The 26871-nt window shown below is 61.2% G+C and carries 23 protein-coding genes; 20 read left to right on the forward strand and 3 right to left on the reverse strand.

Translation table 11 applies throughout. From position 1 onward, the window contains the following. The first annotated feature begins 197 nt into the window (after positions 1-197). The 9 genes from ABH945_RS31550 to ABH945_RS31590 all read left to right on the forward strand — a co-directional run bounded on the left by ABH945_RS31550 (position 198) and on the right by ABH945_RS31590 (position 8864). Complete coding sequence (locus tag ABH945_RS31550; RefSeq protein WP_074771972.1) at positions 198-1274, forward strand: LacI family DNA-binding transcriptional regulator; 1077 nt, start codon at positions 198-200, stop codon at positions 1272-1274. Between the two features lie 182 nt (positions 1275-1456). Then, entirely contained in the window at positions 1457-2704 is a 1248-nt protein-coding gene (locus ABH945_RS31555) for an ABC transporter substrate-binding protein (protein ID WP_074771974.1), read from the forward strand. A 103-nt stretch (positions 2705-2807) separates the two neighbouring features. Further along, a complete protein-coding gene (locus tag ABH945_RS31560) occupies positions 2808-3833 on the forward strand; it encodes a carbohydrate ABC transporter permease (protein ID WP_429253268.1) in 1026 nt (341 codons plus the stop codon). Beyond that, complete coding sequence (locus tag ABH945_RS31565; RefSeq protein ID WP_074771978.1) at positions 3830-4669, forward strand: carbohydrate ABC transporter permease; 840 nt, start codon at positions 3830-3832, stop codon at positions 4667-4669. Before ABH945_RS31560 ends, ABH945_RS31565 begins: the two co-directional genes overlap by 4 nt. 76 nt (positions 4670-4745) lie before the next feature. Continuing rightward, on the forward strand, positions 4746-6083 hold the full coding sequence (locus tag ABH945_RS31570; RefSeq protein ID WP_429253269.1) for a GH1 family beta-glucosidase: 1338 nt from the start codon (positions 4746-4748) through the stop codon (positions 6081-6083). A 118-nt stretch (positions 6084-6201) separates the two neighbouring features. After that, a complete protein-coding gene (locus ABH945_RS31575) occupies positions 6202-7332 on the forward strand; it encodes an ABC transporter ATP-binding protein (RefSeq protein WP_429253270.1) in 1131 nt (376 codons plus the stop codon). Positions 7333-7416: 84 nt separating this feature from the next. Beyond that, on the forward strand, positions 7417-7650 hold the full coding sequence (locus tag ABH945_RS31580) for a type II toxin-antitoxin system Phd/YefM family antitoxin (RefSeq protein WP_074771984.1): 234 nt from the start codon (positions 7417-7419) through the stop codon (positions 7648-7650). A gap of 594 nt (positions 7651-8244) precedes the next feature. Then, positions 8245-8478 carry a type II toxin-antitoxin system Phd/YefM family antitoxin gene (locus ABH945_RS31585; RefSeq protein ID WP_074771986.1) on the forward strand — a complete coding sequence of 78 codons (234 nt, stop codon included), beginning with the start codon at positions 8245-8247 and terminating at the stop codon, positions 8476-8478. Next, positions 8475-8864: a type II toxin-antitoxin system VapC family toxin gene (locus tag ABH945_RS31590; protein ID WP_074771987.1), complete on the forward strand. Its 390-nt coding sequence runs from the start codon at positions 8475-8477 to the stop codon at positions 8862-8864. Before ABH945_RS31585 ends, ABH945_RS31590 begins: the two co-directional genes overlap by 4 nt. Positions 8865-8875: 11 nt before the next feature. Here ABH945_RS31590 and ABH945_RS31595 read toward each other — a convergent pair whose 3' ends face one another. Continuing rightward, a complete protein-coding gene (locus tag ABH945_RS31595; RefSeq protein WP_074771989.1) occupies positions 8876-9895 on the reverse strand; it encodes a LacI family DNA-binding transcriptional regulator in 1020 nt (339 codons plus the stop codon). A gap of 271 nt (positions 9896-10166) precedes the next feature. On the opposite strand from ABH945_RS31595, the gene ABH945_RS31600 reads away from it, so the two are divergent. The 11 genes from ABH945_RS31600 to ABH945_RS31650 all read left to right on the forward strand — a co-directional run bounded on the left by ABH945_RS31600 (position 10167) and on the right by ABH945_RS31650 (position 24670). Further along, positions 10167-11459: an extracellular solute-binding protein gene (locus ABH945_RS31600; RefSeq protein WP_074771991.1), complete on the forward strand. Its 1293-nt coding sequence runs from the start codon at positions 10167-10169 to the stop codon at positions 11457-11459. 59 nt (positions 11460-11518) lie between these two features. Further along, positions 11519-12436, forward strand: coding sequence for a carbohydrate ABC transporter permease (locus ABH945_RS31605; RefSeq protein ID WP_253189869.1), 918 nt, complete (start codon positions 11519-11521; stop codon positions 12434-12436). 3 nt (positions 12437-12439) lie between these two features. Further along, positions 12440-13270, forward strand: a complete 831-nt coding sequence (locus ABH945_RS31610) for a carbohydrate ABC transporter permease (RefSeq protein ID WP_074771993.1) — start codon at positions 12440-12442, stop codon at positions 13268-13270. 72 nt (positions 13271-13342) lie between these two features. Next, positions 13343-14473, forward strand: a complete 1131-nt coding sequence (locus ABH945_RS31615; protein ID WP_074771995.1) for an ABC transporter ATP-binding protein — start codon at positions 13343-13345, stop codon at positions 14471-14473. Between the two features lie 182 nt (positions 14474-14655). Next, the gene (locus ABH945_RS31620) at positions 14656-17061 is read left to right on the forward strand and encodes a beta-glucosidase (protein ID WP_429253271.1); all 2406 of its coding nucleotides are present in this window, start codon (positions 14656-14658) and stop codon (positions 17059-17061) included. A 79-nt stretch (positions 17062-17140) separates the two neighbouring features. Next, a complete protein-coding gene (locus ABH945_RS31625; protein WP_074771999.1) occupies positions 17141-17908 on the forward strand; it encodes an SDR family NAD(P)-dependent oxidoreductase in 768 nt (255 codons plus the stop codon). Beyond that, positions 17905-18804 carry an SMP-30/gluconolactonase/LRE family protein gene (locus ABH945_RS31630; protein ID WP_429253272.1) on the forward strand — a complete coding sequence of 300 codons (900 nt, stop codon included), beginning with the start codon at positions 17905-17907 and terminating at the stop codon, positions 18802-18804. Before ABH945_RS31625 ends, ABH945_RS31630 begins: the two co-directional genes overlap by 4 nt. Before the next feature lie 138 nt (positions 18805-18942). Beyond that, positions 18943-19959 (forward strand): LacI family DNA-binding transcriptional regulator, encoded by a 1017-nt coding sequence (locus ABH945_RS31635; protein WP_074772003.1) that lies wholly within the window; start codon positions 18943-18945, stop codon positions 19957-19959. Positions 19960-20183: 224 nt separating this feature from the next. Beyond that, positions 20184-21608 carry an MFS transporter gene (locus ABH945_RS31640; RefSeq protein ID WP_429253273.1) on the forward strand — a complete coding sequence of 475 codons (1425 nt, stop codon included), beginning with the start codon at positions 20184-20186 and terminating at the stop codon, positions 21606-21608. 5 nt (positions 21609-21613) lie between these two features. Further along, the gene (locus tag ABH945_RS31645) at positions 21614-23398 is read left to right on the forward strand and encodes an IlvD/Edd family dehydratase (protein WP_074772007.1); all 1785 of its coding nucleotides are present in this window, start codon (positions 21614-21616) and stop codon (positions 23396-23398) included. A gap of 84 nt (positions 23399-23482) precedes the next feature. Then, positions 23483-24670, forward strand: a complete 1188-nt coding sequence (locus ABH945_RS31650) for a fumarylacetoacetate hydrolase family protein (protein WP_429253274.1) — start codon at positions 23483-23485, stop codon at positions 24668-24670. Positions 24671-24976: 306 nt separating this feature from the next. On the opposite strand, the gene ABH945_RS31655 is transcribed toward ABH945_RS31650, so the two are convergent. Both ABH945_RS31655 and ABH945_RS31660 read right to left on the reverse strand, forming a co-directional pair. Then, positions 24977-25246 carry a DUF4148 domain-containing protein gene (locus tag ABH945_RS31655; protein WP_074772011.1) on the reverse strand — a complete coding sequence of 90 codons (270 nt, stop codon included), beginning with the start codon at positions 25244-25246 and terminating at the stop codon, positions 24977-24979. A 382-nt stretch (positions 25247-25628) separates the two neighbouring features. Further along, a complete protein-coding gene (locus ABH945_RS31660; protein WP_074772013.1) occupies positions 25629-26105 on the reverse strand; it encodes a YqhA family protein in 477 nt (158 codons plus the stop codon). Positions 26106-26871 lie beyond the last annotated feature (766 nt).

Genomic DNA, 26871 nt, shown 5'->3' on the forward strand with positions numbered 1-26871 from the left:
CCGGCAATCGTAGTGATCTCTGTGTTTCTAGTACTGCTTACATCTCTTTCGTAGAGAGGCCGGTGCGACGCATCCTCCACCCTCGTCGCACCGGCTGCTTTTTTATGTAGTCACTTCACATGTAATGCAGGTGTCCCTGGTGTAGTAAGGGTAAACTCAAGTTTGAAAGCGCTTTCAAAAAGCAGTATTCTTGGACCATGAACGACGACGGTCAAACTCCACCTAATGTGACACTCGAGGAAATCGCGCGGGCAGCCGGCGTTTCCCCCAGTACGGTGTCGCGCATTCTGAATGGCACTGCGCGTGTGTTGCCCGCGAAGCAGCACGCGGTGGAACAGGCTATCGCGCGTTTCAACTATCGGCCGAACGTGCTGGCTCGAAGCCTCGCGAGCGGCAAGACCGACACCATCGGCGTACTGACGCAAACCGTGTCCAGCCCGTTTTACGCGGAGTGGCTGCGCGGTATCGAAGACGGACTGTATGAGCCAGGCTTTACGCCGCTCTTCGTCAGCAGTCGCTGGAACGTCAAGGATGAAATGTCGCGCATGGAGCAGTTCATTGCGCGTCGTGTCGACGGCATCATTCTTCTGCATGCCCAGCTCGACGAAACCTCGCTGATCGAATATTCGCGGCATGCACCTTTGCTCGTACTCGGACGCTCCGTGCGGAACAGTGCCGTCCTAGCGAGCTTGCCGATCGACAATCTGCAGGGCGCGCGCGATGCGACCCGTCATCTGATCGGCGAGGGGCATCGCAAGATTGCGTTTATCGCCGGGCCGCCGAATCACGAAGATGCGATCGAGCGTCTCGACGGTTACCGGATCGCATTGAAAGAAGCGGGCATCCCGTTCGACGCGGAACTGGTCGAGCAGGGCGACTATCTCGAGACCGGCGGAGTCACGGCCATGGAACGGCTGTTCGAGCGCGGTCCGTCGTTCAGCGCGGTGTTCTGCGCGAACGATCAAACCGCCTACGGCGCGCGTCTCACGTTGTTCCGTCGCGGGTTGCGGGTGCCGGAAGATATGTCGCTGGTCGGCTTCGACGATCTGCCCACCTCGTCGTACATGACGCCGCCGCTCACTACGGTCCGCCAGCCCACTTATGAAATTGGCCGTCTCGCGGCTCAAGGCATCGTGCAGATGATCCGCAAGCAGGCCGTCGCGCTGAATCCGATTCCGCTCACGCTGGTGACACGAGAGACGACGCAGCGAATAGGTCCGGCGCCAGCGCCAACACCTGTGTCGAAGCGGTCAAAACCGCGGCGTCAGCAGTAGGCACGGACGAGAAGTTAGCGGGATGCACCCTTCGGTGCGTTTTTTTTGAAAGCCCATGAAAGCGCTTTCAAAACGCATAAAGGAAAGTAAATCGTAATTGATGAGTCGCAACAGGAAAGCCCCAGAAGCAACGACGAAGTAACCGACAGCAATCTACAAACGGTTCAACAGGAGACAAACAAATGACATTCCGATTTACAGGGCCAGCCGCCGCAGTTCTGCTGAGCATCGCGGCGATCAGCGCACACGCGAACACCACATTGACGGTCGCCGTCTTCCCGAAGCTCGATCAGGAAATCAAGGACGCGCTTCCGGCATGGAAGAAGCTCCATCCGGATGTGGACATCAAGGTGTCGTCGCTGGCGATTGCCGATCACCACAACGCAATGACGACCGCGCTCGCCACCAGCTCCGATCTGCCCGACGTGATGGCGGTCGAAGTGGGCTTTATCGGCCGGTTCGCAGCGGGCGGCGGTCTTGAAGACCTGTCGAAGCCACCGTACAACGCGGGCCAGTACAAGAGCCAGTTCATCGGCTATACGTTCGCGCAGGCCACTACGCAGGATGGCGCGATTGTCGGCATGCCGTCGGACATCGGTCCGGGCACGCTGTTCTATCGCAAGGACATTCTCGACAAGGCCGGCGTGACCGAAGCCGATCTGAACAAATCGTGGGACTCGTATCTCGCGTCGGGCGTGAAGATCAAGAAGGCGACGGGCGCGTATCTGATGGCGTCGTCGCGCGATATCGAAGACATCTACATTCGTGCCGATCTGAAGCAGGGCGACGGCGTGTACTTCGACAAGGCGGGCAATCCGGTCGTTACGTCCGCGCGTTTCGTCACTGCGTTCAAGCTCGCGAAGAAGGCGCGCGACCTGGGTCTCGACGCGAAGATCACGCCGTGGTCGAACGAATGGGCCGAGAGCTTCAAGCGCGGCACCGTCGCCACGCAGATGATGGGCGCATGGCTCGGCGGCCACCTGTCGTCGTGGATCGCACCGGACACGAAGGGTCTGTGGCGCGCGGCGAATCTGCCGAACAACTCTTACGCATCGTTCGGCGGCACGTTCTACTCGATTCCCGTGAAGGCGACGCAAAAGGCGATGTCGTGGGAATTCATCAAATTCCTGACCACCCGCCAGGATACGCAACTCGCCTCGTTCCGTTCGATCGACGCATTCCCCGCACTGCTCTCCGCGCAGAACGACGGCTTCTTCGCCGAGCCGGTTGCGTTCCTCGGCAACGAAAAGGCCCGTCTGATCTGGCGCGATGCAGCGTCGCACATTCCGGCGATCCAGCGCAGCAAGTATGACCAGGTGGCGGAAGAAGCTGTCCACTCCGCGCTCGACAAGGTCGTCGACGATAACGAGGACGTCGACACGGCACTGAAGGAAGCGCAAGACCAGATCACGCACCGCATTCGCCGTTGATGAAACACCACGGCGTGCTGTCATGCAGCGTCGCCGTGGCTGAAGTTTGCACTAGCGTGGCCGGCGATGCCTGCCGGCCACGCCCGACTGGACGGAACTACTGATGAGCTTGTCACTGCCCACACCCGAGCCGGGCGCCCATGAAGGGCGCGTGAGCGACGTGCGGCCGCCGCTCGCGGCGCCGCGCAGAAAATCGCTGGTCAATCCAGTGAAGGTCGCGCCTTATCTGTTTGTCGCGCCGTTCTTTCTGTTGTTCGCGTTGTTCATCGCGTTTCCGCTGCTGTTCTCGCTGTACCTGTCGTTCCAGAGCTGGGACGCAACAGCGGGGCTCGCCAGCATGAAGTGGGTGGGCCTGTCGAACTTCACGTTCACGCTGACCGACCCGTGGTACTGGAAGTCGCTGTACAACACGGCGTACATGGCGATCGCGTCGGGTCTGCCGCAACATCTGATTGCATTGCCGCTCGCGTTTTTCCTGCAGACCGCATTCCGGCGCTGGCGCAATTTCGTCGTCGGGCTGTATTTTCTGCCGTTCATCACGTCGAGTGTCGCGATTGCGTTGATCTTCTCGTCGCTGTATTCGACCGACTTCGGCATGATCAATCTCGCTATTGCCGAGATCGGCAAATTGCCGGGGCTTCACTGGATCGTGCCCGCACATCGCATCGAGTGGCTGTATAACCCGGCCAACGTCAAGCCGGCGGTGTCGGTGGTGATCTTCTGGCGTTATGTCGGCTGGAATACGGTGCTTTATCTGTCGGCGCTGCAAACCATTCCGAAGGATCTCTACGAGGCCGCGAAAATCGACGGCGCGAACGGCTGGCAACAGTTCACGCGCATCACGATTCCGCTGATCAAGCCGATGATTTTCTTCGCGGTGACGCTCTCCATTATCGGCGGCCTGCAACTGTTTGAAGAGCCGTTCATCCTGCTGCCGAATGAAGGCATGGGCACGAGTCAGTCGGGTCTGACGACGGCGGTCTACATGTACCGCACGGCATTTCACGACGGCGACTTCGGTACGGCGAGTTCGATTGCGTGGCTGCTGTTCATCACCATTGCCGCGCTGATGTGGCTCAACACACGCATCTTTCACCGCAGCGGCATGAACGAGGAGGGACAGCGATGAAACTGTCGCAACTGTCGAATAACAAGGCCCGCTATACCGGCTACGCGATCGTGCTGGCGGGCGCGGTGCTGATGTTCTCGCCGTTCTATTTCATGTTCGTCTTCGCGACGCACACGAGTTCGGAAATCTTCTCGATGCCGCCGCCGTTGTGGTTCGGCAGCGCGTTTCTGGACAACATGGCGTCGCTGATGCGGCATATCCCGTTCTGGCGCAACCTCGGCTGGAGCTTCTACACAGCGACGATGCAAACGGTGCTGACGCTGCTGGTCACATCGATGGCGGGCTACGCATTCGCGATGTACGAGTTCCGTTTCAAGAAGGCGCTGTTCGCGGTCGCATTGACGGCGATGCTGGTGCCGCCGTTCCTCGGCATGATTCCGACCTTCATGACGATGAACCTGCTGGGCTGGATCAACGAGCCGCGCGCGCTGTATGTGCCCGGCGCGGCCGCCGCGCTCGGCGTGTTCCTGATGCGTCAGTACGTGGCGTCGGCGATTCCGTCGGAGTTGATCGAGGCGGCGCGTATCGACGGATGCGGCGAGTTCCGCATTTACTGGAGCGTGGTGCTGCCGCTGCTCGGCCCGGCACTCGGCACGCTCGGCCTGATCAGCTTCATTCAGGCATGGAACAACTTTTTGTCGGCGCTCGTCGTGCTGCGCTCGCCGTCGATGTACACGCTGCCGCTCGCGCTGCGTATCTTGCAGAGCCCGACCAATTCGGACTGGGGCGCCGTCATGGCGGGCTCGGCGGTCGCCGTGATACCGCTGCTCGTGCTGTTCGCTTTCACGTCGCGCCGACTGATCGACGGTCTGACGACCGGTGCGGTCAAGGCCTGATCCCGTTTCTCCCGATTAACGACTAACGACTCACTTTTGACCCTCACGGGCATGACCATTCAGGGCAACATTATTTATGTCGACATACCGGTTTAAGGAAGACTTCGTCTGGGGCGTAGCGACCAGTTCGTATCAGATCGAAGGTGCAGCGAACGAAGACGGCCGCGGCGCGTCTATCTGGGACACCTTCTGCAAGGTGCCGGGCAAAGTGGTGAGAGGCGAGAACGGCGACGTTGCTTGCGATCACTACCATCGTCTGGAGCAGGATCTCGACATGATGGCCGAACTGGGCCTGCAGGCGTATCGCTTTTCGATCGCGTGGCCGCGCGTGCAGCCGGACGGCCGTGGCGCATTCAACGAGAAGGGTCTGGACTTTTACGAGCGTCTCGTCGACGGTCTGCTGAAGCGCAATATCCAGCCGTTCGCAACGCTGTATCACTGGGACCTGCCGCAAGCATTGCAGGACACGCAAAACGGCTGGGAAAACCGCGACACCGCCTATCGTTTCGCAGACTACGCAAGCAAGATCGGCAGCGTGCTGGGCGACCGTCTGGCGTCCATCGCCACGCATAACGAGCCGTGGTGTACCGCGTGGCTCGGCAACGTCACCGGCTATTTCGCGCCGGGCAACGAGAGCCTGAAGAAAGCGGCCCACGTCGCGCACCACCTGCTGCTGTCGCATGGTCTCGCGTTGCAGGCGTTGCGCGCCGACGGCGTGAAGGCGCCGCTCGGCATCGTGCTGAACCAGTCGTCGTCGGATGGCGCGACCGATTCGCCCGAAGACCAGGCCGCCGCGTCGCTCGAATACGAGAAGTTCGTGAGCTGGTACATGGACCCGCTGTTCAAAGGCCGTTATCCGGCGCAAGCGCTCGCGTGGTACGGCGAGAACGGCCCGCAAGAGGTGATCCGCGACGGCGACTTCGACATCATCGGCACGCCGATGGACTTCCTCGGCGTGAACTACTACACGCGCATTTTCGCGAGCGCGTCGGGTCCGAAGCGTCCGCCGGGCGTGCTCGGCTTTACCGATATGGACTGGGAAATCTATCCGCAAGGTCTGACGGAATTGCTGACGAAGCTGAACGCCGACTATCACCTGCCGCCGATTTACATCACCGAAAACGGCTGTGCCGCGAAAGACGTGCTGGACAACGGCCGCGTGCGCGACACCGACCGCATCAGCTTTTTCGACCTGCACCTCGCGGCACTGTCGGATGCGGCGAAGAAGGGCGTGGACGTCGCCGGTTATTTCGCGTGGAGCCTGATGGACAACTTCGAATGGGCGTCGGGTTACGACAAGCGCTTCGGCATGGTGTACGTCGATTATGCAACCCAGCAGCGCACGCCGAAAGACAGCGCGCTCTGGTATCGCGACGTGATTGCGCAGCACGCGGGCGTGGCGGCGTCGCGCTAACGCGGATTCATCGGCATCGCACGCAACCCGCGCGACGCGGCAGAACGTGGCGGCGCGCCACGTCGCGCGGGACAGCAGGTATCGGGCATCAGGATTCAGGTTTCAGGAGAAGCTAGAAATGGGCGAACTCGTATTGCGTAACGTCGCGAAGACGTATGGTGAAGGACCACAGGTCATTCAGGGCATCGACCTTCATATTCCGGATGGTCAGTTCACGGTATTCGTCGGGCCGTCGGGATGCGGCAAGTCGACCATGCTGCGCATGATCGCCGGACTCGAATCGGTGAGCGGCGGCGACATTCTGATCGACGGCGTACGGGTCAACGACCTGCAACCCGCGGACCGTGGCATCTCGATGGTGTTCCAGAGCTACGCGTTGTATCCGCACATGACGGTCGCGGAAAACATGGGTTTTTCGCTGAAGCTGTCGGGCAAGTCGAAGCGCGAAGTGAGCGACGCGGTGGGGCGTGCCGCCGAGATTTTGCAGATTACCCATCTGCTCGACCGCAAGCCGAAGGCGCTCTCGGGCGGCCAGCGGCAGCGCGTTGCGATCGGCCGCGCGATCGTGCGCAAGCCGCGCGTTTTTCTGTTCGACGAACCGCTGTCGAATCTCGACGCCGCGCTGCGTGTGCAGATGCGGATCGAACTCGCGAAGCTGCACCGCGAACTCGGCACGACGATGATCTACGTCACGCACGACCAGGTCGAGGCGATGACGCTCGGCCAGAAGATCGTCGTGTTCAACAAAGGACATATCGAGCAGATCGGCGCGCCGCTCGATCTGTACGACCGGCCGGCGAACCGCTTTGTCGGCGGCTTTATCGGCTCGCCGCAAATGAACATGCTGCCCGCCACGCTCGTGTCGCAGAGCGAATCGCAAACGGTGGTCACGCTGACCGGCGGCAGTGACCAGATCGTCTTGCCAGGCCGCCCGGATCGCGCGATTGCCGGTGAGCTGACGCTCGGCGTGCGCCCTGAGTACCTCGGCGTCGGTGCGCCGGGTGAAGGGCTTCCTGCTCGCGTGGAGCTGGTCGAGCACCTGGGCGACGTGTCGCTTCTGCACGCGCAACTCGACGGCGTGGGCAAGCCCATTTCGCTGAAGCTCGACAAGAAGGACGCTCAGCACGCTGTCGGCGCGCACGTCGGCATCAAGGTGGCGGCGGCGTCGGTCACGCTCTTCGATGCGAAAGGCGCTGCGGTGGCATTTGAACATCGTGAAGTGGGAGAGCGGGTGCAGGCCGTCGCCTGACGACTCGTCGGGAACCCGGCCGTCGCGCGTGACGGTTGCGGCTCAAAAATAGTAGACGTATGAATTGCCTGGGTGGAGAGCGAAATGGAAAAGAGGGTATCGAAAGCCATTTTCAAGTCGAGAGCATGCGAACTGTTCAGGCACGTGGAAATGATGGGCGAAACCGTGGTCGTCACCGATCGCGGACAGCCCACCATCGAAATCAGGCCATACCGCAGCAAGGACGAAAATCCGCTTGAACTGCTGCGCGCGTCGATCGTGCATTTCGATGCCCATCACGCGTCGCAGCCGGACCCGTTGGAAACGGAAAGCCAGTAACAGCGTGCAATATTTTCACGGCTTTCCGGGGCTCATTTTTATATGCGAATCGCATTATTAAAACGGACGATTCTGGTGTCATATGTGCATGCAATGAACGAATCCCCAATGGGACTTTCACGGCGTGGCAGATTCGGCGCAATCCCATGACCAGTAAGCGTGAAAAGGGTTCAGGAGACCAGGTAAACTCCGCATGGCGGCGATACTTGCACGACATTAACATCATTTAACGTTAGGGATAACGTTAGACAGATTCTGTACTTATTCGAATATCCACGGCGAGTACAAATATCGACCGTATCGGAGCGTTGTCTGATCGATAGAAACCGGCGCAAGGACCGGTTTGGGGCGGCTTCATCGTGTTTGTTGCTGATGAAGCGCGTAGTGGCGTTGAGCTGATGCTTGAGGCGAGCCTACATCGTAATCATGTTCGCCGGCGAGAGCCACAAGCATTGGAAAGTATTGGAAGTCCGAGAGAGCTTCTGGAAGTTGCTGGACAAGATTGATAAAGAATATCGGGCCGCGAACCGTAAGTCAGGGCGGTGGTCCCGATTCATAAAAATAGCCGTACCAATAGGTTGGGTGGAGATCGCAATGGAAAAGAGAGTATCGAAGGCCATTTTCAAGTCGCGCGCATGCGAACTGTTCCGGCAAGTGGAAATGCTGGGTGAAACCGTGGTCGTCACCGACCGGGGACAACCCACCATTGAAATCCGGCCCTACCGGAGCAAGCAGGAAAATCCGCTCGAACTGCTGCGCGCGTCGATCGTACACATCAATATGAAACACCCGGCTGTTCCAACGGCGTTGGAACAGGAAGAGCGATGATCACGCTCGACACGCTTGCGCTGGTGTGTTGGCTAGGCAGGCAGAAGGCGTTGAGTCAGGCGGCACACGATGCAATCGATCGCGAACTGAACGGCGGCGAAATCCTCATCTCGGCGATTAGCGCGCTTGAAATCGCGGAGTTCGTGAAAGATGGCCGGCTCGGGTTGTCGATGGACGCCCGCAGTTGGCTGTCCACGTTTGCGTCGATGGAAGGCGTGCGGATGGTCCCGGTCGACACCGAGATCGCGATTCGCGCGGCCACGTTGCCGCCCGCGTTGACGTCGCATCAGCGATTGATCGTCGCCACCGCGCGCACTTTCGGCGGGGCGCTCGTCACCTCGGATGCCAAGGTGCGCGCCTCCACTTACGTAGAAACAATCTGGTAATGCGCGCGGCTCTACTTCGTCCGGACCTGGCCGGTGGAGTCGCGCACGACAAGTTCCGCCGGCAGCGTGATGCGTTGCGAAGCGGCGCCGATCCCGGCGATCTGCGCGAGCAACGTATTGACGGCGGAACGCGCCATTTGCTGGAACGGCTGGCGGATCGTGGTGAGCGCCGGATGAAATTGCTCCGACATCGGGATGTCGTCGAAGCCGATCACCGAGATGTCGTCCGGCACGCGCAGGCCCGCTTCCCGAATCGCAGCGATCACGCCGAACGCGCTCTGGTCATTCGCCGTGAAGATCGCGGTGGGCGGATCGGCGAGATTGAGCAGATCGAACGTGACGTCGAACGCCATCATTTGCGACAGATCGCCCTCGGCGACGAGCGCATCTTCGCGCGGCAAGCCGAGCCGGGCCAACGTGTCCTGGTAACCGCGCTGCCGGTCGCGCACGCCTTCAATCGTTTCATTGCCCGCGAGAAACGCGATCCGTTTGTGACCGAGTTCCGCGAGATGCTCGACCGCGAGGCGGGCGCCGCCGTAATTGTCGACGGAAACCGACGGGAAATCGGTCAGCGTGCTGCCGCGTTGATCGACGACGACCACCGGCACCTTCGCATTAGCCAGCGCTTCGAGGCACAACGACTCGCGCGGCAGAATGGCGAGGATACCGTCCGAGAACTGCTGGATCAGTCCGAGCAGATCGTGATGCGGATGACGGTCTTCGTCGAACACGGTGTAGACCAGAATCTCGCAGCCCGCACCGCGTGCCGCACGGCCCGCGCCGAGAATCAATTCGCTGGAAAACTGCGTGTCGAGCGTCGGCGTGATGATGCCGATGATGCCGTTGCGGCCACCCGACAGCTTTTGCGCGGTGCGGTTGACGACATAGCCGATGTCCGACGCGATGCGGATGATTTCGTCGCGCGTTTCGCGCGACACGCCGGGACGGCCGTTCAGTGCGCGCGAAGCGGTCATTTGCGACACGCCAGCGAGCTTGGCAACGTGCTCGAGCGTAGGGGTCTGCTTTGCCATGCGTGACGAGGGGGTCCGGGTGGTCATGTCGAAATCGACTCGTTGCCAACGTTAGCGGTAACGTCTTGATGGCGATTATTCTACCAGAACCGGCTATGATCGCGGCTACGCAGGGTTTGATCGTATTGCGCAGTTGGTGACAGGCGTCTCAAGGCACCAGGTAAAATCCCGCATAGCAACCGTTTGAACACAAGTCTAACATTCGCTAACGTTAAGGCTAACGTTACACGATCCGGTTGACATTCTAATATCCATGAGAGGGGACACAAACATGGCGTACCCGGCTTTTTCCAAAGCGCGGTCAATTGCCAGCGCCGCGGCGCTCGCATTCACGCTGTCCGCAGTCGTTTCGACAGCCGCATTCGCAGATTCGACGATCACCGCGTGGGATCAGCAAACCAACACGTCGTCGAGCAAGATCATTCGTGACGCGTCGGATCGCTTCGAGAAGGCGACCCCGGGCTACAAGGTCGAGAATTCGCACATTCTGAACGAGGCCTACAAGACGAAGCTGAAGGTCGCGTTCGGCGCGAACCAGCCGCCGTGCGTGTTCGAGAACTGGGGCGGCGGCGGCCTGCACGAGTATGTCAAATCCGGCCAGATCGTGGACCTCACGCCGTACCTGAACAAAGACCCGGCGTATCGCAACCGCTTCATGCAATCGTCGTGGAACGTCACGACGTTCGACGGCAAGACCTACGGTGTCGCGGCTGAAAACGCGGCGGCTGCGGTGATCTTCTACAACAAGGACGTTTTCGCGAAGTACGGCATCACGCCGCCGAAGACGTGGGATGAACTGATGCACGTCGTCGCCGTGCTGAAGTCGCACAACGTCGCTGCGTTCTCGCTCGCGAACAAGAACAAGTGGACCGGCTCGATGTACTACATGTACCTCGTCGACCGTATCGGTGGTCCGCAAGTCGTGAAGGACGCGATCGACGGCAAGGGCAAGGGCTTCGAAGATCCGGCGTTCATCGAAGCCGGCAAGCGTATTCAGGAACTCGTGAAAGCGGGTGCGTTTGCGCCGGGCATCAACGGTCTGGATTACGACTCGGGCGCGTCGCGCCGTCTGCTGTATTCGGGCAAGGCCGCAATGGAACTGATGGGCGCGTGGGAAGCCTCGACCATCGCCAACGAAGATCCGGCTTTCTCGAAGAATCTCGACTTCTTCCCGTTCCCGAGCGTGCCGGGCGGCAAGGGTGATCCGCGCGACCTGATCGGTACGGTCGGCGACGGCTTCCTGAGCATCTCGACCGAGTGCAAGACGCCCGACGCAGCGTTCAAGCTGATCAAGGCAATGACCGACGACTCGGCGATGCAGGCTCGCGCGTCGGACGACCACAAGCTCCCGCCGGTCAACAACGTCAAGATCGACGATCCGTTCACGCAGCGTCTGCAGCAACTGCTTGCGGCCGCTCCGAGCGTGCAGCTCTGGTACGACCAGGCACTCCCGCCGGCGCTCGGCGAAATGCACAAGGACACGACGCAGCAACTGTTCGGTCTGTCGCTGACGCCTGAGGCTGCCGCGCAGCAAATGGAAGCCGCTTCGAAGAAGGGCGGTTAATCTCAGTCCTTAAGGAAGGGCCGGTCGGCGCCGTGAGGTGCCGGCCGGCATACAAGCTCGTGAATATCGCACTTTCCGTTACACCCGAACGCCGGCTGCGAATCTCGTCGCAAACGCTCGTCACGGCTGTGTTCCTTGCGCCGTCGCTGCTGCTGCTGGCCGTGTTCCTGCTGTATCCGCTCGTCTCCAGCCTGCGATTGTCGCTGGTCGACTGGAACGGTCTCGGCAATACCGCCCGTTATATCGGGCTCGCGAACTGGGAGCGTCTTGCGCACGACGCGGTGTTCTGGCAATCGCTCAGGAACAACGTGATTCTGGCTGTCGCGTCGATCGTCATCCAGCTTCCTATCGCGCTCGTGCTCGCCGTGCTGCTGGAAAAAGCCGGCCGTGGCTCGCGCGTGCTCAAGGTTCTCTATTTCCTGCCGCTGCTGATGTCGAGCGTGGCGATCGGCGTGTTGTTCAAGCAGATCTACGATCCGAACTTCGGGCCGCTCAACGTCGCGCTGCAGGCATTCGGGCTCGATGGTCTCGCGAAGGACTGGCTGGGCGATCCGCACTTGTCGCTGGGCGCGACCATTGCCGTGATCATCTGGCAGAACGCGCCTTTCTACATGATTCTGTTCCTCGCCGGTCTCTCGTCGATGCCCGCCGAAGTCAACGAAGCGGCTCTCCTCGACGGCGCTTCGGAGTGGACCATTTTCTGGCGCATCAAGCTGCCGCATCTGCAAGGCACGGTGCGCACGGCGGTGCTGCTGTCCGTGCTCGGCTCGCTGCGCTATTTCGATCTTGTCTTCGTGATGACTGGCGGCGGTCCCGAAGGCTCGTCCGAAGTGATGGCAACGTACATGTATCGCACGGTATTCAGTTCGTTCCAGCTCGGGTACGGCAGCACCATCGGCTCGGCGATGTTCCTGATCGTCATCGCGGTGGCGGCGGTATCGATGTATTTCACCCGCCGTTTTGCAACCGAGGTCTGAACCATGAACAAGACACTACGCTTCCCTCGCGTGGGGATTCCTCTGCTTGCGTTGATCTGGCTGGCTGTCACGACGATCCCGTTTCTCTTCATGGTCGTGTCGAGCCTCAAGAGTCAGGAAGAGACCTTTGCGACGTCCGTTTGGGCACCGCCGAGCCAACTGTATTGGGGCAATTACGCGGCCGTGCTGAAGGGGCCGTTCTTCACGTACTTTCGTAACAGCGTGTTCACGGTGGGCGTGTCGGTGTTGCTGATCGTCATCATCAGCGCGATGGCGGCCTACGTGTTTGCGCGCATGCGCTTCAAGCTGAACAAGCTGCTGTTCGGTCTGGTGGTGGCGGGCATGATCGTGCCGCTGCATGCAACGCTCGTGCCGATCTATCTGCTCACGCGCAACCTCGGTCTTTACGACACACCGTTCGCGCTGCTCGGTCCTTATGTGGCGCTCAGTCTGCCGGTGTCGATCTTCATTCTGACCGAGTTCATGCGCCAGATTCCGCGCGAGCTCGAAGAGGCGGCGCAACTCGACGGCTGCGGTCCGTTCACGATCTTCTGGCGCATCTTTTTCCCGCTGTCGGGACCGGGGCTCGCCACCGTGGCGATTTTCAACGGCATCGGACTGTGGAACGAATTCATCTTCGCGTACATGCTCACGTCGACGTCCGAGCACCGCACGCTGCCGCTCGCGATCTGGGACTTCATGGGCCAATACGCGTCGAACATTCCGTCGATGCTGGCGGTCCTCGTGCTCACGTCGTTGCCGCTGATCGTCGCTTACGCGTTCGGTCAGGAGCGCGTGATCAAGGGGATGATGGCCGGCTCGCTGAAGGGCTAATCCGTATCGCACACCGCCTCCAATCGTGCGGGCCGACGTGGCCCGCACACACCGAACTTCGCATAAAACGATATGGCAAGCATTTCTCTCTCTAACGTACAGAAGTCCTATGCGAGCGGCAACGCGGTGATTCGCGACGCCAACCTCGAAGTCGGCAACAACGAATTCTGCGTGTTCCTCGGGCCGTCGGGCTGCGGTAAGTCCACGCTGCTGCGCATGATCGCGGGCCTCGAATCGATCACCTCCGGCGATTTGCGTATCGACGGCAAGCTGATGAACAGTGTGTCGCCCGCAGAGCGCCGGGTCGCGATGGTGTTCCAGAACTACGCGCTGTATCCGCACATGAGCGTCTACGAGAACATGGCGTTCGGGCTGCGTCAGGCAAAGATCGACAAGGCGACCATCGACCGCAAGGTGCGCAGCACGGCTGCGACGCTGCAACTCGACGGACTGCTCGAACGCAAGCCCGCTGCGTTGTCCGGTGGACAGCGGCAGCGCGTGGCAATTGGCCGGGCGATCGTGCGCGAGCCGGGCGTGTTTCTGTTCGACGAACCGTTGTCGAATCTCGATGCCGCGCTGCGCGTGCAGACCCGTATCGAGATTGCGCGCCTGCATCGCGAGTTCCGTCAGGCGAGCGCGATTTACGTCACGCACGACCAGATCGAAGCGATGGCATTGGCCGACAAGATCGTGTTGCTGCAAGCGGGCGCAGACCTCGAGAAGCACGGCAGCATCGCGCAGATCGGTGCACCGCTCGATCTGTATCACCGTCCGAAGAGCCGCTTCGTCGCGGGTTTCATCGGTTCGCCGAAGATGAACTTCCTGCCGGGCTATGTGACGGCAATCGACGCCAACGGTATCGAGGTCGAACTGACGAGCGGTGAGCGCGTGCGGGCGCAGGTCGATGGCCGCAAGCAGCAACTGGGCAACCCGGTCACGCTGGGCATCCGGCCGGAGCATCTGGGTTTGCCCAATGGTCACGCGGGCGCACAGACGATTCGCTGCGCGGTGCGTCTCGTTGAACGCATGGGCGAGCACAGCTACGTTCATATCGACGGCGGCAGTCGCGACGGCAGTCCGATGATCGCCAAATTGCCGGGCGACGGCGGCGTGACACACGATGAGCGAATCGAACTCACGCTCACGCCGGAAGCCTGCCATGTGTTCGATCAACAGGATTTCGCGCTGCCACGTTTGCACTGATCGAGCGGCAACCAATACTTTTCACCAAGGCGAGGCGGTGTAGCCTCGCCGCCATTCCAGATCGATGAATTTCGCGTTTTATTAGTACTCCAACTGGTTGAGGGGCGCGAAATTGTGAAGAACAAAAAAATGTCGGACGCGATGCGCGCTCCGGCCACCAGGATCATTTAAAGGAGTTCTTGATGTTGCTTCGCCAAAGTGATGTTCCGCTTTACCGCAACCCGGAAGCTGCCGTTGACGAGCGCGTCGCCGATCTGCTGGCGCGCATGACCCTGGACGAGAAAATCGCGCAGCTTCACTCGGCGTGGCTGAAGCTGTCGTCCGACGGCAAGCACGAAGCGCGTACGGTGGATTTCGCGCATGGCGATGCCGGCGTGACTATCGACATGATCCTGCAGCACGGTCTGGGCCAGATCACGCGTCCGCTCGGCACGCACACGGTCGACCCGAAGGAAGGCGTGCGCGCATTGAATGCGTTGCAGCGTCAGATGGTGGAAGACACGCGGCTCGGCATTCCGGTGATGTCGCACGAAGAATGTCTGGTCGGTCTGATGATCAAGGACGCCACGCTGTTTCCGTCGCCGTTGAACTATGCGGCCACGTGGAATCCGGCGCTGGTCGAACAGGTTGGGGAGATCATCGGCGAACAGGCGCGCTCGATTGGTTGCCATCAAGGGCTTGCACCGGTGCTGGACGTGTCGCGCGATCCGCGCTGGGGCCGCACCGAAGAAACGCTCGGCGAAGATCCGTATCTGGTCGGCGTGCTCGCGTGTCATTACGTCAAGGGCCTGCAAGGCGAGAAGCGTGATCTGCTCGCGACGCTCAAGCATTTCGTCGGCCATTCGGCGAGCGAAGGTGCGCGCAATCACGCTCCTGTGCATGTCGGTCCGCGTGAACTGAACGACGTGTTCATGCTGCCGTTCGAAATGGCGGTCAAGCTCGCGGATGCCGGTTCGGTCATGCCCGCATATCACGACATCGACGGCATGCCGTGTCATGCGGACCGCAAGCTGCTGACCGAAACGTTGCGCGACAAGTGGGGCTTCGATGGTCTGATCGTCGCCGACTATGCGGGTGTCGATCTGCTGTTCAGCCACCACGCTGTCGCGCCCGACAGCGCCGCAGCGGCCGCGCTCGCGTTTAATGCGGGCCTCGACGTCGAGTTGCCCGGTCACGAATGTGCGCTGCATCTGAAGGAGGCGTTGGCGCGTGGCGAGATCAGCGAGGCCACGATCGATGCGACGGTGTCGCGCGTGCTGCGCACGAAATTCCGTCTCGGCCTGTTCGAGAATCCGTATGCCGACCCGGATCAGGTCGATGTGAAAAGCGAATCCGCAGGCGATACCGCTTATCAGGTCGCGCTCGAATCGGCAGTGCTTTTGCGCAACGAAGGCGGCGTGCTGCCGCTCGATCCGAAGGGCGCGACGAAGATCGCAGTGATCGGACCCACCGCCGACGATCCGCTCGCGCTGCTGGCCGGTTACAGCTTCCCGGTGCATCTGATCAATTCCGGCGAGCAATCGGTGGCGTCGATCAGCACGCCGTTGAAATCGCTGCGCGCATTGCTCGGCGACGATCGCGTGATCCACGCGCACGGGTGCGACATCATCGCCGAACGACGCGCCGGTGCGCCGGTGTTCCCGGGCGACGTATCGCTCGACACGATGGCCATCACCAATCGCGACGAGTTGATCAGCCAGGATACGGCGGGCATCGCAGCCGCCGTGGACGCCGCGCGCGCGGCCGGTGTGGCGATCGTCTTCGTCGGCGATCTGTCGGGGCTGTTTCAGTCCGGCACGGTCGGCGAAGGCTCCGACACCGACAGCCTCGATCTGCCGGGCGTGCAACAGGCGTTGCTCGCGGCGGTGGTCGACAGCGGCACGCCGACGGTCGTCGTGATGACGGGCGGCCGTCCGTACAACCTCGGCGGTCTGGAAGATCGCATCGCGGCGCAAATCATGGCCTTCGCGCCGGGCGAACGCGGCGCGGAAGCGCTCGCCGACCTGCTGGTGGGCCGCGCGAACTTCACCGGCCGTCTGCCGTTGTCGGTGCCGAAAAGCGCGGGCGCGGTGCCCTACGTGTATAACCACAAGCTCAAGAGCGCGGGCACTCCGGTGGCGTATCACTTCGGCAGCCGCTACCCGTTCGGCTTCGGTCTCAGCTATACGCAGTTCCGTTATGGCAATCTCGCGGTGGCGCAGCGCGAAGTGCCGGTTGCCGGCGGCACGATCGAACTCAGCTTCTCGGTCGACAACATCGGCTCGCGCGAAGGCACCGAAATCGTGCAGATCTACGTACGCGACCGACTTGCATCGGCCACGCGCCCGGTGCGCGAATTGAAGGGGTTCGCACGCGTTCCGCTGGCCGCTGGCAACACGGCACAGGTTCATGTGAAGATTCCCGTCGATATGCTCAACTTCACCGACGGGCGCGGTGAGCGTATCGTCGAGCCTGGCGACTTCGACCTGATGGTCGGCAGTTCGAGCCGCGACCTGCACCTGAGCGGTACGGTGACGGTCACCGGAAATGCAGTGCGAACGCTCGGGCGCGACTGGCGGATGGTCAGCGAGGTCAAGGTCGAGCGGTAAAGGATAGGGTGTGGCGCGCAGCCGAGGGGAGGCAGCGCGCCATCGTTAGTTGTCATACTCGGAACAAGTGGAATAACAGATGTCGTACGCAATCTATCCCAGTCTGTCGGGCAAAACGGTTGTCATCACCGGTGGCGGCAGCGGTATCGGCGCCTCGATGGTCGAGGCTTTCGCGCAGCAGGGCGCGCGGGTCTTTTTCCTCGACGTAGCCGAAGAAGATTCGCTGGCGTTACAGGAAGCGCTGCGCGGCTCCGCGCATCCGCCGGTGTTCCATCGCTGCGATCTGCGCAGCGCCGACGCCATTCAGAGCACGTTCAACGCGATCGCCGAAGCGGCGGGCCCGATCGAGATCCTCGTCAACAACGCGGGCAATGACGACCGGCACGAGATCGAAGCCGTCACGCCCGAGTATTGGGACGGACGCATCGCGGTGAATCTGCGGCATCAGTTCTTTTGCGCGCAGGCCGTCGCGGCCGGCATGCGCAAGCTGGGGCGCGGCGTGATCCTGAATCTCGGCTCGGTGTCGTGGCATCTCGCGCTGCCGAACCTCGCGATCTACATGACCGCGAAGGCGGGTATCGAGGGCCTCACGCGCGGGCTTGCGCGCGATCTCGGCGATGCAGGCATCCGCGTGAACACGATCATTCCGGGCGCCGTTCGCACGCCGCGTCAGATGCAGTTGTGGCAATCGCCCGAAAGCGAAGCGAAGGTGGTCGCGAGCCAGTGCCTGCGTTTGCGTGTCGAACCGGAGCACGTTGCGCGCATGGCGTTGTTCCTCGCTTCCGACGACGCATCGCGTTGCTCGGGCCGCGATTATTTCGTCGATGCAGGGTGGTACGGCGAATGAAACTCCGCATTCCTGTCTGCGTGTGGCCGGTGAATGCCGAGCTGGGTGAAGGCCCGGTTTGGCGTGCCGAAGAGAACGCGGTTTACTTCGTTGATATCAAGGGCCGTCAGATTCACCGCTGGTCAGCTGGGTCGGGTGGGTTGGGTGATACGCAGACGTGGAATGCCCCCGATCAGCCCGGCTTTGTCGCGCCGCTCGCTAACCGCGATCGCGCTTTTATCTGCGGAATGCCGGGCGGTCTGTATCGATTCGATACGGGCAGCGGTCAGTTCATCAAGCTCAAAGATATCGAAGCGCATTTGCCGGGCAATCGCCTCAACGACGGTTTCGTCGATGCAAGCGGCCACCTGTGGTTCGGCTCGATGGACGACGCCGAGGAGCAACCCACCGGCACGCTGTATCGCGTGAACGACAGCGGTGAGGTGATTGCGCAGGACGACGGCTACGTGATCACCAACGGCCCCGCGATGAGCCCCGACCGGCGCACGCTGTATCACAACGACACGATGCAGCGCGTGGTGTACGCGTTCGATGTCGCCGAAGACGGCGCGTTGTCGAACAGGCGCACGTTCGCCACCATTTCCGGCGACGGCCACCCGGACGGCATGGCCGTCGATTCCGAAGGCTTCGTGTGGGTCGCGCTGTTCGGCGGATGGCGCATCGAGCGCTACTCGCCCGCGGGCGAACTGGTCGAGCAGGTGCCGTTTCCGTGCGCCAACGTCACCAAGCTCGCGTTCGGCGGCGACGATCTGCAAACCGTGTATGCGTCGACGGCGTGGAAAGGTTTGTCGGCCGCCGAACGTCAGCGGCAGCCGCAGGCGGGCGGCCTGTTCTCGTTTCGCGCGCCAGTGCCGGGGCAGCCTCAGGCGCAGTGCAAATGGGGCTTTGCGCAATAGCGCGTCAATACCGCCAGAGTCGCGATCCATGAAAGCTGGCCCTGCCCGCAGTGTCGCCAGGTATCATGTGCGTTCTCTGACTTCTGCGCACTCGCAGTGATCGATACCATGACGTCCAGGCCGCCTGTTCCGCCCCGCATGTCCGATGTTGCCGAACGCGCCGGCGTGTCGAAGATGACCGTGTCCCGTGTATTGGCCGGGCGCAGCGTGTCGCAGGCAACCCGCGAGCGGGTTCAGAAAGTGATCGACGAACTCGGCTATGTGGCCGATGCGGCGGCTGGCGCGTTGTCGTCGGGGCGCTCGGAGTTCGTCGCGGTGCTGGTGCCGTCGCTTGCCAGTTCCAACTTTTCCGATACCGTGCGCGGCCTGAATGCCGCGTTGACCCCGCACGGCCTGCAATTGTTGCTCGGCGATACCGACTACCGTCTGGAGCAGGAAGAACTGCTGGTTCGTTCGATGCTGCGTCATCAGCCGCGCTGTGTTGCGTTGACCGGCGGGCGGCATACCGAAGCGACGCGCACGTTGCTCAAGCGCGCGGGCATTCCGGTCGTCGAAATGTGGGACCTGCCCGCCGATCCGATCGACGCGGCTGTCGGTTTCTCGAACTCGACGGCGGCGCGCGCGATGGTCCGGCATCTGCATGCGGGCGGTTATCGGCGTATCGGGTTTATCGGCGGGGCGAGCGAGCGTGACCGGCGCGGGCTTGACCGGATGCGCGGGTATATCGCCGAAATGAAAGCCCTCGGTCTTGGCGAGCCACGCGTGATCCGCCTCGGCGATTCGCCGATCACGATGAGTCACGGCGCGCCCGCAATCGGCGCGCTGCTCGAAGCGTGGCCCGACACCGACGCCGTGATGTGCGTGAGCGACATGTCGGCGTTCGGCGCAATGATGGAGTGCCATCGGCGCGGCTTGTCGGTGCCGGGCGATATCGCGATTGCAGGCTTCGGCAATTTCGAAGTGTCGTGGTGCTCGCAGCCGACCATCACGACGGTATCGGTCGACGCGTACGGTATCGGACTGCGCGCGGGCGAAACGCTGCTCGCCGAACTGAAAGCGCGTGAAGCGGGCGGCGCTGGCAATGCGCCGGTTCCGACGCAGCGCGCGAAAGCCGTCAAGATCGACTTCACCGTGATTCCTCGCGAAAGCACGTGAGCGGGCGCGGCTGAACGCATAGCGCCTCCGCATTACATTCCACCTGCGGTCTGGCGGCGCGGGTCAGGGATATCCCTTGGTTGTTCGGATGATTCACCACGCGTAACATCCACAGCATCAAATGTTACCGGTAACTTAACCGGGGGCACGAACGGCGCGGGTTTGAATAACACGCCCACCATCGCGCCACGCATTGCCAGAACAAATACGCAACGGAGATACGAATGACCACAGCGCCTTCCACCAGCGCGACCCATCCTGCGGGGACCAGCGAGTTCGAGGAGCGGACCTATCGCAAGGTCGTGCGCCGCCTGCTGCCCGTACTGCTGCTGTGCTACGTGGTGGCCTATCTGGACCGCGTCAACGTCGGCTTCGCGAAATTGCAGATGCTCGACGATCTCGGTCTGTCCGACACCATGTACGCAATCGGCGCCAGCGTGTTCTTCTGGGGCTATTTCATTTTCGAAGTACCCAGCAACGTATTTCTGCATAAGTACGGCGCGCGCTTCTGGATCGCGCGGATCATGTTCACATGGGGCATCGTGTCGATGGCGCTCGCATTCGTCGAACCGCTCGCGCACCTCGCACATGTCGAAACCGCGACCATGTTTTACGTGCTGCGCTTTCTGCTCGGTATCTGCGAGGCCGGTTTTTTCCCCGGCGTGATTCTGTACCTGAACTACTGGTTTCCGGCGCAACGCCAGAGCCGCGTGATGTCCGGTTTCCTGATCGCGATGCCGGTCAGCCTGATGCTCGGCGGCGTGATTTCCGGCTGGTTGATGGAGCACACGGCGGGGCTGTTCGGCTATCAGGGCTGGCAGTGGATGCTGCTGCTCGAAGGCGTACCGTCGCTGCTGACCGCATTCGTCGTGTACTTCTCGCTCGACGACGGCATCGACCGCGCGCGCTGGCTGACGCCGCAGGAAAAGAGCCTGCTGGCCGCGAATCTGCAACGCGAAAGCACGCACAAGACGGCGCGTTTCGGCTCGGCCGTGCGCGATCCGCGAGTGTGGCTGCTGGTTGCCATCCTGCTGACTTTCAACACCGGCTTCTACGGCCTCGCCTTCTGGCTGCCGTCGATCATCAAGGCGACGGGCGTGCAGGATCCCTTGCATATCGGCTTGCTGACGGCTATTCCTTATGGAGTGGCGATCATCGCAACGCTCGCCAACGCGTGGCATTCGAAGAAAACCGGTGAGCGGCGCCTGCATGCGGCGATTCCTGCGCTGATCGGCGGAATCGGCCTGATTCTGAGCGCGGCGTTTGCGCATCAGATCGTGCTCGCCATCACGTTCCTGACCATCGCAACGGCTGGCATCCTCGCGTTGATGCCGATCTACTGGACCTTCCCGGGTCAGTTGCTGTCAGGCGCGGCGGCCGCCGCCGGCATCGCGATGATCAACGCAATCGGCAATCTGTCCGGCTTTACGGGCTCGATGATTACGGCAGTCGCCAAGAACCTGACCGGCGATATCAACAACGGTACCTATGCGCTCGGTGCGTGCCTGCTGGTCAGCTGTGTGCTGATCCTGCTCGTGCCGCGCAGCATGCTGGCACGCAACGCATCGGCCGATGGCGGCAAGCCCAGCCACGCACCGCGTGCCATGGAACACGCAAGCGGTTCAACCCTCCCCATGACAGAGAGATAAGCAACATGTCAGCATCCACACCGCGCCGGCTGCGTAGCCAGGAATGGTTCGACGACCCATCGCACGCGGATATGACGGCGCTGTACGTCGAACGTTTCATGAACTACGGCCTGACGCGCGAAGAGCTTCAGTCGGGTCGTCCGATCATCGGCATTGCGCAGACGGGCAGCGACCTCGCGCCTTGCAATCGCCACCATATCGAACTGGCGGCGCGCACGAAGGCGGGCATTCGCGATGCGGGCGGAATTCCGATGGAGTTTCCGGTTCATCCGCTCGCGGAACAGAGCCGCCGGCCGACCGCCGCGCTCGACCGCAACCTCGCCTACCTCGGCCTCGTTGAAATTCTGCACGGCTTTCCGCTCGACGGCGTCGTGCTGACCACCGGTTGCGACAAGACCACGCCCGCGCTGCTGATGGCCGCCGCGACCGTGGACATGCCCGCTATCGTGCTGTCGGGCGGTCCGATGCTCGACGGCTGGCATGAAGGCAAGCGCGTCGGTTCGGGCACGGTCATCTGGCACGCGCGCAATCTGCTGGCGACCGGCGAAATCGACTACGAAGGCTTCATGCAACTGACGACCGCGTCGTCGCCTTCCATCGGCCACTGCAACACGATGGGCACCGCGCTGTCGATGAACGCGATCGCCGAGGCGCTCGGCATGTCGCTGCCCGGTTGCGCGAGCATTCCGGCGGCGTATCGCGAGCGCGGCCAGATGGCGTATGCAACGGGCAAGCGCATCGTCGACCTCGTGCGTGACGACGTGCGTCCGTCGCACATCATGACGAAGGAAGCATTTGAAAACGCGATTGTCGTGGCGTCGGCGTTGGGCGCGTCGAGCAACTGCCCGCCGCATCTGATTGCGATTGCGCGCCACATCGGCGTGGAGTTGAGTCTCGATGACTGGCAGCGGGTGGGCGAGCAGGTGCCGCTTATCGTCAACTGCATGCCCGCGGGCGAATTCCTCGGCGAGAGTTTTCACCGCGCGGGCGGCGTGCCTGCCGTGTTCCAGGAACTCAGGAAGGCCGACCTCGTGCATGGTGAATGTCTCACCGTGTCGGGCCGCACGATTGCCGAGATCGCAGATCAGGCGCCGACGCCCGATCGCGACGTCATCAAGACGACCGACGAGCCGCTCAAGCACGGCGCGGGTTTCATCGTGCTGTCCGGCAATTTCTTCGACAGTGCGATCATGAAGATGTCGGTGGTCGGCGATGCTTTCCGCCAGACTTATCTGAGCGAGCCGGGCGCGGAAAATACCTTCGAGGCACGCGCGATCGTGTTCGACGGTCCCGAGGACTATCACGCGCGTATCAACGACCCGTCGCTCGAAATCGACCAGCATTGCATTCTGGTGATTCGCGGCGCGGGCACGGTCGGTTATCCCGGCAGCGCCGAAGTGGTGAACATGGCGCCGCCCGCTGAACTCGTGCGCCAGGGCATCACATCGCTGCCTACTCTGGGCGACGGACGTCAGAGCGGCACGTCCGCGAGTCCGTCGATTCTCAACATGTCGCCGGAAGCGGCGGTTGGCGGCGGAATTGCGCTGCTGCGCACGAACGACCGTATCCGCGTGGATCTGAATTCGCGCAGCGTGAACGTGCTGGTCGACGAAGATGAACTCGCGCGACGCCGCGAAACAGCGACCTTCGAGATTCCCCCGGCGCAGACGCCGTGGCAGGAGCTGTATCGCAAGACCGTCGGCCAGCTGTCGACCGGCGGCTGTCTCGAACCGGCGACGCTTTATCTCAAGGTGATTGCCGAGCGTGGCAATCCGCGGCATTCGCATTGAAGTGCAAGTTGCCGAGCCGCGCCTGATAGCCGATATCGAGCGCGGTTTTTTTGTCTCCCAACTTTCCTGAAGATATCTATTTCCATGTCCGCAACTTCCCCCTCCAGTTTCCTCCCGAGCGATGTCGATCAGGCGCTGCTCGTGGGCCGCGTGTGGCGTAAAAGCGATCAGCACGAAGGTCCGTGCGTGGTCGTCGTGCGTAACGGCGAGGTGTTCGACATCACCGCAACCGTGCCGACCACGGCCGATCTGTTCGAGCGCGAAAACGCTGCGCAGGTCGCGCGTACGGCGCCCGGCGTGTCGCTCGGCGCGGTCGCCGATCTGATCGCGGCTAACGTGCCCGGCGCCGCTGGGCCCTCCGTGCGACTGCTCGCGCCGTGCGACATCCAGGCGATCAAGGCATGCGGCGTCACGTTCGCGGTGAGCCTGATCGAGCGCGTCATCGAGGAACAGGCGGGCGGCGATCCGGCGAAGGCGAAGGAAGTGCGCGAAACCATCGCGTCGATGATCGGCACGGATCTGTCGAAGATCGAGCCGGGCTCGGAAGCGGCGATGAAGTTGAAGGCCGAACTCGAACGACGCGGTGCGTGGTCGCAATACATGGAAGTCGGCATCGGTCCCGACGCGGAAGTGTTCTCGAAGTCGCAGCCGATGTCGGCGGTTGGTTTCGGCGCGGACGTGGGTTTGCTGGCCGCGTCGACTTGGAACAACCCGGAGCCGGAAATTGTGCTGGCGGTGAATAGCCGTGGCGAGATCGTCGGCGCGACGCTCGGCAACGACGTGAACCTGCGTGATATCGAAGGCCGTTCGGCGTTGCTGCTCGGCAAGTGCAAGGACAACAACGGCTCGTGCGCGATTGGTCCGTTCGTGCGTCTGTTCGACGACACGTTCTCGCTCGATTCGGTGCGCTCGGCCAGCGTCGCGCTGCGGGTGGAAGGCGCCGACGATGATTTCGTGCTCGAAGGCGTGAGCCACATGAGCGAGATCAGCCGCGACCCGGCCGACCTCGTGTCACAGACGTGGGGACGTCACCACCAGTACCCGGACGGCTTCATGCTGTTCCTCGGCACGATGTTCTCGCCGATCAAGGACCGCGATGCAGCGGGCGGCGGTTTCACGCATCACCTCGGCGACGTGGTGACGATTTCGACGTCGCAACTGGGCGCGCTGACCAACACGGTCCGCCTGAGCACGGAAATCGAGCCATGGACGTTCGGCGTGCGCGCGCTTTACCGCAATCTGGCCGCGCGCGGTTTGCTGGGCGCTGAGTGAGCGGTGTGACGAGCGATGGCGTAAGCGGTGGCTGAGCCACCTTCGGCTTCGAAGCGTAATTTCTGTCGCCTCCGTCCGGCTTCAGACCAGCAGGTTTGAAGCAGAGCGGCGCAGGGCAGTCTACGTGGCTCAGTCGAAAACGCGGAGGGGAGGCAGAAGCCGCCGGAAATCCGGAGGCGGAGGTTCTGATGTGAAAAACCCGCGATCGCCGCACAAGGCACGATCGCGGGTTCGGTATTTCATGTAGCGGAGCGCGGTGGGGACACGCGCTCCGCTACATCAACAGCATTTGCAGCTTGATACAGCTTACTGCGCGACTGCGTGGCCTTCTTGCGACGAACCGCTGGTGACGCCACCCACTGCGCTGTTTTGGGCAGCAACGCGTGCTTCAGCAGCCTGGACGTTCGCCGGATATTCGTTCGGGTTCGAACGTGCCGGGTTGTAACCAGCCTTTTCGATCTGAACCAGTTGTTCGCGCACTTGAGCGCGGGTCAGGGGTTGGTTCGACTGGGCGAAAACAGCAACCGGAGCAGCAAGGGTAGCGGCGATAACAACGGCTTGAACGAGCGACTTCATGATTACTACCTCCAGAGATTTGTCTTGTTTAGGCTGCGAACTCATTCGTTTGCAGCAGTGATGACAGTCTAGGAGTCGGGGAAACTAGGGTAAATACCTAATTTATGAAATCACTGTTGCCGAAATTAAAACAATGTAGGGGTTGAAGGTCGCATTTTGTGGAAATTAATACGCATGTTTCAAACATTGGGATTTGAGTGTTGCTTTGCGCGGCGCGGCTCTCCGTAGAGATGCGGTGTGTGTGGGACGGTCCGGAGGTGAGTTTTTTCTGAGGGCTGCGCGGCTTTGGGCCAGGTGGGGCCGCCCCCGATGCGACCTCTGTTTTCTCATATCGGACAAATATTGCTGACGAAAGGGGCGGGGTAACGCAGATGTTGGCGGGTCACTTTCTCCGGATATTGTTTTTCATGAGGAAGAAAGTCAGGGCAGCAATCACCAACGCCAACGCAATGCCGAACGGAGCGATTTCACGCGATCCATCCCATGCCACCGCTTCGCGCAGAAACAGAACCGCAAGGACGGCAATGACGACGCTGACCAGATTCCCCTTCAGGTCTTCGAGATTGCTGACTTCGAGCCACTTCGGCAGCGGCAGTTTGTCATCGACGAACAGCGAATAGAGGCCAATGCTGATGATGTAGACCGCAATCGCGATCAGGAATACGTCGACAGCTTCCACGATTCCAACCGCGAATATCTTGACCGACTTGGTAGTGAACGAGCGATTCCGGATGGCATCAACGGCGTTCGTGTACAGGACTACCGCCTCGTAAAGAATCAGCGCCAACGAACCCAGAAACGTTCCGACGACCGGAACGACCATGATGTAACGGCTCGAAGCCAGGATACGTCGTACCATCAGAAACCTCTGTCGGCATGATTGGGCGAGTTGGGCTAGATCACACTTTGCGTCGGTGCTGCATCAATGAGTTCGACCTTCCGGCTCAGAATTTATAAGTGAAGTGATGAGGGGAATCAAGCGGGCGATCTGGCTGCCCGCGTGTATGGCGAAGTATAGATCCGTCGATTGATTGAATTTTGAGCAAGCGGGAGTGGCGAATGAATCTGCGGCAATGTTGTTGCGTTAGCGATGGCGCTGATCCATCTGGCCAAGTATGGATGCGACGCAGTTGATGACGCGCGCAGTATCGTCTTCGTGCGAAGAGGTCCTGCCTCCACGAATGGAACGCGCTGCCCGATCTCGTGTTCTTCCTGCGCGAATAGCGACAGGCCAAATCTTCGGTGCCCTTTTCTGGCGAACAGAGAACTTATCGAATCGAGCGAACGCAGCAGAACTTTGCATGAGAGGAGTAGTTCTGCTTCTGCCTTCTTTCTGAGCAACACAGAAAAGAAAAAATTATTTGCGCGAAGGGTGTTGACCAATGCGTTTTCAGTCTGCATAATTCGCCTCCCGTTAGATGACGGACGCGAAGAAAGCAGAGCTTCCAAGCGAATGATCTTTAAAAATTAACAGCCGATAAGTGTGGGCGCTTGATGCGCGATGCGAGTGGATCTTTCGGGGTCTGCTGAAAAGCAAAAGTATCAAGTCTCACACAGTAATGAAAGGAAGGTTTTTCTGTCCTCGGACAGATGAATCATTCGTCAGTACGTTGAGTGAGCGACCG

The organism is Paraburkholderia sp. GAS333 (assembly GCF_050435665.1).
Taxonomy (GTDB): domain Bacteria; phylum Pseudomonadota; class Gammaproteobacteria; order Burkholderiales; family Burkholderiaceae; genus Paraburkholderia; species Paraburkholderia fungorum_A.